Annotated in this window: 7 protein-coding genes; 5 read left to right on the plus strand and 2 right to left on the minus strand. The window is 59.8% G+C overall.

All coding sequences use genetic code 11. The annotated features are described in order from the left end of the window. Positions 1 to 38: 38 nt before the first annotated feature. Positions 39 to 515, minus strand: a complete 477-nt coding sequence (locus tag FEF15_RS18935) for a hypothetical protein (RefSeq protein WP_163560993.1) — start codon at positions 513 to 515, stop codon at positions 39 to 41. Between the two features lie 211 nt (positions 516 to 726). Here FEF15_RS18935 and FEF15_RS18940 point away from each other — a divergent pair, with 211 nt between their 5' ends. The 5 genes from FEF15_RS18940 (at position 727) to FEF15_RS18960 (ending at position 3,603) form a co-directional block, all read left to right on the plus strand. Next, complete coding sequence (locus FEF15_RS18940) at positions 727 to 1,065, plus strand: transcriptional regulator (RefSeq protein ID WP_163560995.1); 339 nt, start codon at positions 727 to 729, stop codon at positions 1,063 to 1,065. Beyond that, entirely contained in the window at positions 1,055 to 2,308 is a 1,254-nt protein-coding gene (locus FEF15_RS18945) for a HipA domain-containing protein (protein WP_163560996.1), read from the plus strand. Before FEF15_RS18940 ends, FEF15_RS18945 begins: the two co-directional genes overlap by 11 nt. 257 nt (positions 2,309 to 2,565) lie before the next feature. After that, positions 2,566 to 2,775, plus strand: a complete 210-nt coding sequence (locus FEF15_RS18950) for a hypothetical protein (protein ID WP_163560998.1) — start codon at positions 2,566 to 2,568, stop codon at positions 2,773 to 2,775. A 96-nt stretch (positions 2,776 to 2,871) separates the two neighbouring features. Continuing rightward, positions 2,872 to 3,384: an antitoxin Xre/MbcA/ParS toxin-binding domain-containing protein gene (locus tag FEF15_RS19330; protein ID WP_205598597.1), complete on the plus strand. Its 513-nt coding sequence runs from the start codon at positions 2,872 to 2,874 to the stop codon at positions 3,382 to 3,384. Positions 3,385 to 3,411: 27 nt separating this feature from the next. After that, the gene (locus FEF15_RS18960) at positions 3,412 to 3,603 is read left to right on the plus strand and encodes an antitoxin Xre/MbcA/ParS toxin-binding domain-containing protein (RefSeq protein WP_163561000.1); all 192 of its coding nucleotides are present in this window, start codon (positions 3,412 to 3,414) and stop codon (positions 3,601 to 3,603) included. 758 nt (positions 3,604 to 4,361) lie between these two features. Here the strand turns inward: FEF15_RS18960 and FEF15_RS18965 are convergent. Then, positions 4,362 to 4,677, minus strand: a 316-nt coding sequence (locus FEF15_RS18965; RefSeq protein WP_163561002.1) for an aldo/keto reductase, incomplete at its 5' end; no start/stop codon positions are given.

A 4,677-nucleotide genomic window follows, 5' to 3' on the forward strand; every position in this document is an offset into this window, starting at 1 on the left:
GTGATTCCAGTATAGCCCCAGGCTCGCGTGATGGCTGGTCAACATGAGTAATCAGGAAAGGTGTTGTCATGCGATTCGCCTCCCTGGCGGACTGTCGTGGCATGCCTTGTCGCGCGGTCAGGGCGGCGGTGGTGCACCCAGTCGTGCCAGTCTGTCTCGAACGCCACCGGCCCTGGCTCGTCATCGACGACGGGCATGGGCGCGCCGCGCAGGTAGCCCATGAAATCATCCTGAAGTGCTTCCGGGATGTCACGAATTCGTACATAGCGTGCCCCGGTCGGCGTATGGTGCACCATGACGCTAATCGGCTCGTCCTGAGGGTGACGACTCGCGCCTCGCACGCCGGCCATCGAGCAGCGTCTTTCGCATCTCCCAGAGCTCGTGCGCGATGCCTTGCGATGTGTGGCGTCAGCGTCGGCGGGCTCCAGGCGCTGACCAAGAGCTTGCAGCGTCCGGGCATGCTCGTCGAGGTCATCTGCCAGCCACTCAATCTCGTAGTCCTCGAAAAACGGCATAGGGCCTCCAGAGTGATGCGAAAGCGGAGACAGCATGCGCCGGAGTCGCTTTCCAACGCACCTGTACAAGTCTATATCCTGGCAGCAAGCACAGGCCGAGGAGTGCCAGGCCTTCACAGACCCATTCACGGCACCTGCGAATGAGCGCAGATCAGATATTAGTAACACTATAATATCGATAATAGCAGCTAAGCGATGCTATAGTGTCGAAATGAAAACGAGGCATGTCACCCTCAGCCCCCAAGCTTCCCTTTCGCTGCGCCTGTTCGCCGGACTGATCGAGGAGGGACGGCTACGCAAGGGTTGGACCCGCGACGAACTCGCCGAGCGGGTCGGCGTCGGCGTGGTCACGATGCGCCAGGTCGCCAAGGGCTCGCCCCGGGTGGCCATCGGCACCTACTTCGAAGCGGCGGCGCTGGTCGGCGCATCGCTGTTCACCGATGACCCGGGCACGCTGAAGCGCGAGCACGCCACCCAACTGGAACGGCTGGCGCTGCTGCCCAAGCGCGCCCGCGGTCAGCCACAAGAGCCCATCGACGATGACTTCTAGCCAACGCGCCTACGTCTGGATCTGGCTGCCTGGCCAGACATCGCCCGTGGTCGCCGGTCTTGTCGAGCGCGACGATCAGGACCGCTACCGCTTTGCCTATGGCCGCCGCTTTCTGGCGCGTGAAGACGCAATCAGCCTGTGTCCCGGCGAGCTTCCCCTGCGGCCCGGGAGCCAGGAAACGGCAGATGGCGCATTGCCATCCTGCCTGCGCGACGCCTCCCCGGATGCGTGGGGGCGTCGCGTCATCATCAACCGGCTGACGGGAAAAAAGGGCGATGGCGCCGGAGAGGCTGACTTCAACGAGCTGGTCTACCTGCTGGAATCCGGGTCGGACCGGATCGGCGCGCTGGATTTTCAACTCTCTCCCACCGACTACCGACCGCGCGAGTATCAGGACGCCACCCTGGCGGAATTGCAGGAAGCGTCGGCGTATGTGGAGGCAGGGGAGCCGCTACCCCCCGCTCTGGACCAGGCGATCCAGCACGGCAGCAGCATCGGCGGCGCCCGCCCCAAGGCCTTGCTGAATGACCGGGACCGCAAGCTGGTGGCAAAGTTTTCCTCCAGCACCGATCTCTACAGCATGGTGAAGGCGGAGTTCGTCGCCATGCGGCTCGCCAGGCTGGTGGGACTCGATGTCGCCCCCGTCGAGATGACCCGCTCGCTGGGCAAGGACGTACTGCTGGTGGAGCGCTTCGACAGGATGCGGGCCGCTGACGGCTGGTGCAGGCGAATCGTGCTCTCGGCACTCACTCTGCTGGGCCTGGATGAAATGACGGCTCGCTACGCCAGCTATGAGAATCTCGCCCATCGTATCCGGGCGGAGTTCGACCAGCCCGGGGAAACGCTACGTGAGCTGTTTGGCCGCATCGTCTTCAACGTGTTGTGCGGCAATACCGACGACCACGCGCGCAACCATGCCGCCTTCTGGGATGGCGAGACCTATCGACTGACGCCGGCCTATGACATTTGCCCGCAGTCACGAACCGGTGGCGAAGCCACCCAGGCCATGCTGCTGCACGGCCAGGAACGACGCAGCCAACTCGTCCACTGCCTGGCAGCCGCGGATCGGCTCGGACTGAGCCAAGCCCACGCCAGGGAGATCATCGACAACCAGCTCGACACGATTCGTGAACACTGGGACGCCGTGTGCGATGCGGCCGACCTGAGCCCGGTCGACCGCGACTTCCTGTGGGGCCGGCAATTTCTGAACCCGTTCGCGCTGGAGGGCTATACCGAGACTTGAGATTTTCCACTCCCAGGCGGTGTGTCTTCGCTACCACGGGGACACACGAGTGACTCCAACACTCACTGGCTGGATGTCGTGGTCACTGAAGGTCGGCATGGACACTCCGGGGTGGTGTGACAGGGCAGGTGGCGCCGGAGCGAGCAATCCAGGGCTCCTTGAGCATGTCTATACTCTGTCAAAAAGTAGTCCGAGGGGCTGCGGCATTCGCAGGTCTGTCCACAGAATCTGTGGATGAGAGAGAGGGAGGACGGACGGTGACCGACAAGACACATCCCACCTTGATACCTGACGACTATCCCGAATTGCGCTTGATTTGCTGGTTCCGCCGCCGTGACTTGCCGATTGAGGAAAAGGAGGCCTGGGCAATCTATGAGCGCAACTGGCGTTATGTGTACACCAACTGGCTGACTGAGGAAGAAAAGGCGCTTATCGAACGGCTCAAAGAAAAATACGGCAGCAAATAGCCTCAGCGAAAAGATATCTTGTTTTCCTTTACATGATGGCAGGTTTGGGTACCCTGAGAAAGGCTTAATGACATACATATCCTAGAGGTTCAGCAGATGCGAACCGTCCCTATTTATAAAAGCAGTATGGGGCATGTCGTTTTCTTGCCTGCCGACATGGCCTATGAAGGCGTGGCGGAATTGGCAGTCTCCCGGAATGGAGACGTGGTCACCCTTCGCCCCGTTCACCCATCCTGGGCGTCCTTCCCTGAGCTGCCGAAAGCGAATGCCGATTCTCTTCAGGAGCGCCCAGTGATCATGGGCGATGATGGACATAATCCATATAAAGAGAAACGGCTGGGCTTTCTGTCGGGACAGTTCAGCGTGACGAATGATTTCGACCGGGTTGCCGGACAGGGTCGGCAACTCGAGCAACTTGGTAGAGTCGCTTCCGTCAGTCTGTTGGCTGCAGAAGTGCTGGAAGACAAGGAAGCCGCCGCTGTCGCCTGGCTCTCGCGCTCAAATGAAGCGTTAGGCGGACAAGTCCCGATACTGCTCTGTGAAACCGAAGCAGGTGCGGAACAGGTACAGCGCGTTCTGTATGCGCTGGAGTGGGGCGGGCCAGTGTGATGTGATGCTACGCAATGGAGAGTGTTCATGGGCGTCATCGATTGCGAGGTGCTTCGAGCTGCCGAGCAGATCAGCGGTGACAGGAAGAAGGCCTTGGCATGGTATCGTCAGCCGCTGTCTGTCTTCGATCATCAGACGCCACGGCGACTGGTCGAGGCGGGACGCAAGACTGACCTTCTCCGCTATCTCCGGTCGATTGAGGCTGGTCCTGCTGGCTGAGTAAGGCGCCATGAGGAAAGGTTATAAGCGACCGTAATATCCCCGAGGTGAACGTTACCGATTTTCCCGGAGGCCCACTGGTTTGGGTCGAGCTGCCTCTGTTCGATCACCATAAATTAGTTCGATAGCCGCCCGACAGACTGCAACACCCCGCCTATTTCGCCAAGCGTCGAGCATTGCCAATCTTTCTATCCATCGCTCTCTATTGATCTTGCACCGAGGTGCTCAAGGAACCAGTCGTGGGTCCACCCTGTAATAGCGTTGCACTTGGAACTTGAGGTCGCCAAATTTCAGCACTGAAACATGTGCAGAGAAATGTCAGCTCACAAGTGTGAGCGTGAATATGAGCACTGAAGTGTGTGCAGAGAAATGTCAGCACACAAACGCGTGAGCGTGGATATGAGCATTGAACATGTCTGGACTTTCTCGGTGGCACGTTTGTTTGTATAAAGTCAAGCGGCCTCCTCGGCCTAGCCTTGTTGCTCAAAATACAGCACTTCTCGCCCGGCTGATGACAACTAGCAACCGGTCGATTGATTACCCACGAAGGCTGATGGGCGTTCGCTCACGCTTGGTCGGCCGGCTGTTGAAACAGCGCGGCACCGAGGGCTCCAGCGAAAGCAGCAGGCGACTCAGGCAGCCTACCATGGCCGGCGCTTGCACAACCTAGCAGTCCGGCATGCCCGACACGGATGATCTTCTTTCCGCCTTGTACGACGGGGAGGAGGTCTGTCGTGCGATTAAAGTTGGCACGGAAGCTAGCCGAACTCCTCGGTATCGATTTCCGCCTGCTGTGCTTCACCGTATCGACTACCCACCACCTGGTTTGGCGTCATCATGACGTCCAACCGGGAGAGGCTCGCGGCATCCAGGCGCAGTGGTTCTGCCGCCAGATTCTCGCGCATGTGCTCGATGGAGCGAGTACCCGGAATCGGAATGATGTCATCCCCCTTGGCTCTGAGCCAGGCCAGCGCCAACTGGCTGGGCCTCACGTCTAGCTCCTGGGCCACGGCTGTGAAATCCGCCAACAGGGAAAGGTTCTTGGGATAGTTCTGGGCACTGAAACGCGGCATG

It is taken from the genome of Halomonas sp. NO4, from assembly GCF_010994375.1.
Taxonomy (GTDB): domain Bacteria; phylum Pseudomonadota; class Gammaproteobacteria; order Pseudomonadales; family Halomonadaceae; genus Halomonas.

Bases quoted from the DNA above. Each gene is read 5' to 3' on its own strand.
- FEF15_RS18935 (WP_163560993.1), bottom strand. From the start codon at position 515: ATGCCGTTTTTCGAGGACTACGAGATTGAGTGGCTGGCAGATGACCTC.
- FEF15_RS18940 (WP_163560995.1), top strand. From the start codon at position 727: ATGAAAACGAGGCATGTCACCCTCAGCCCCCAAGCTTCCCTTTCGCTG.
- FEF15_RS18945 (WP_163560996.1), top strand. From the start codon at position 1,055: ATGACTTCTAGCCAACGCGCCTACGTCTGGATCTGGCTGCCTGGCCAG.
- FEF15_RS19330 (WP_205598597.1), top strand. From the start codon at position 2,872: ATGCGAACCGTCCCTATTTATAAAAGCAGTATGGGGCATGTCGTTTTC.
- FEF15_RS18960 (WP_163561000.1), top strand. From the start codon at position 3,412: ATGGGCGTCATCGATTGCGAGGTGCTTCGAGCTGCCGAGCAGATCAGC.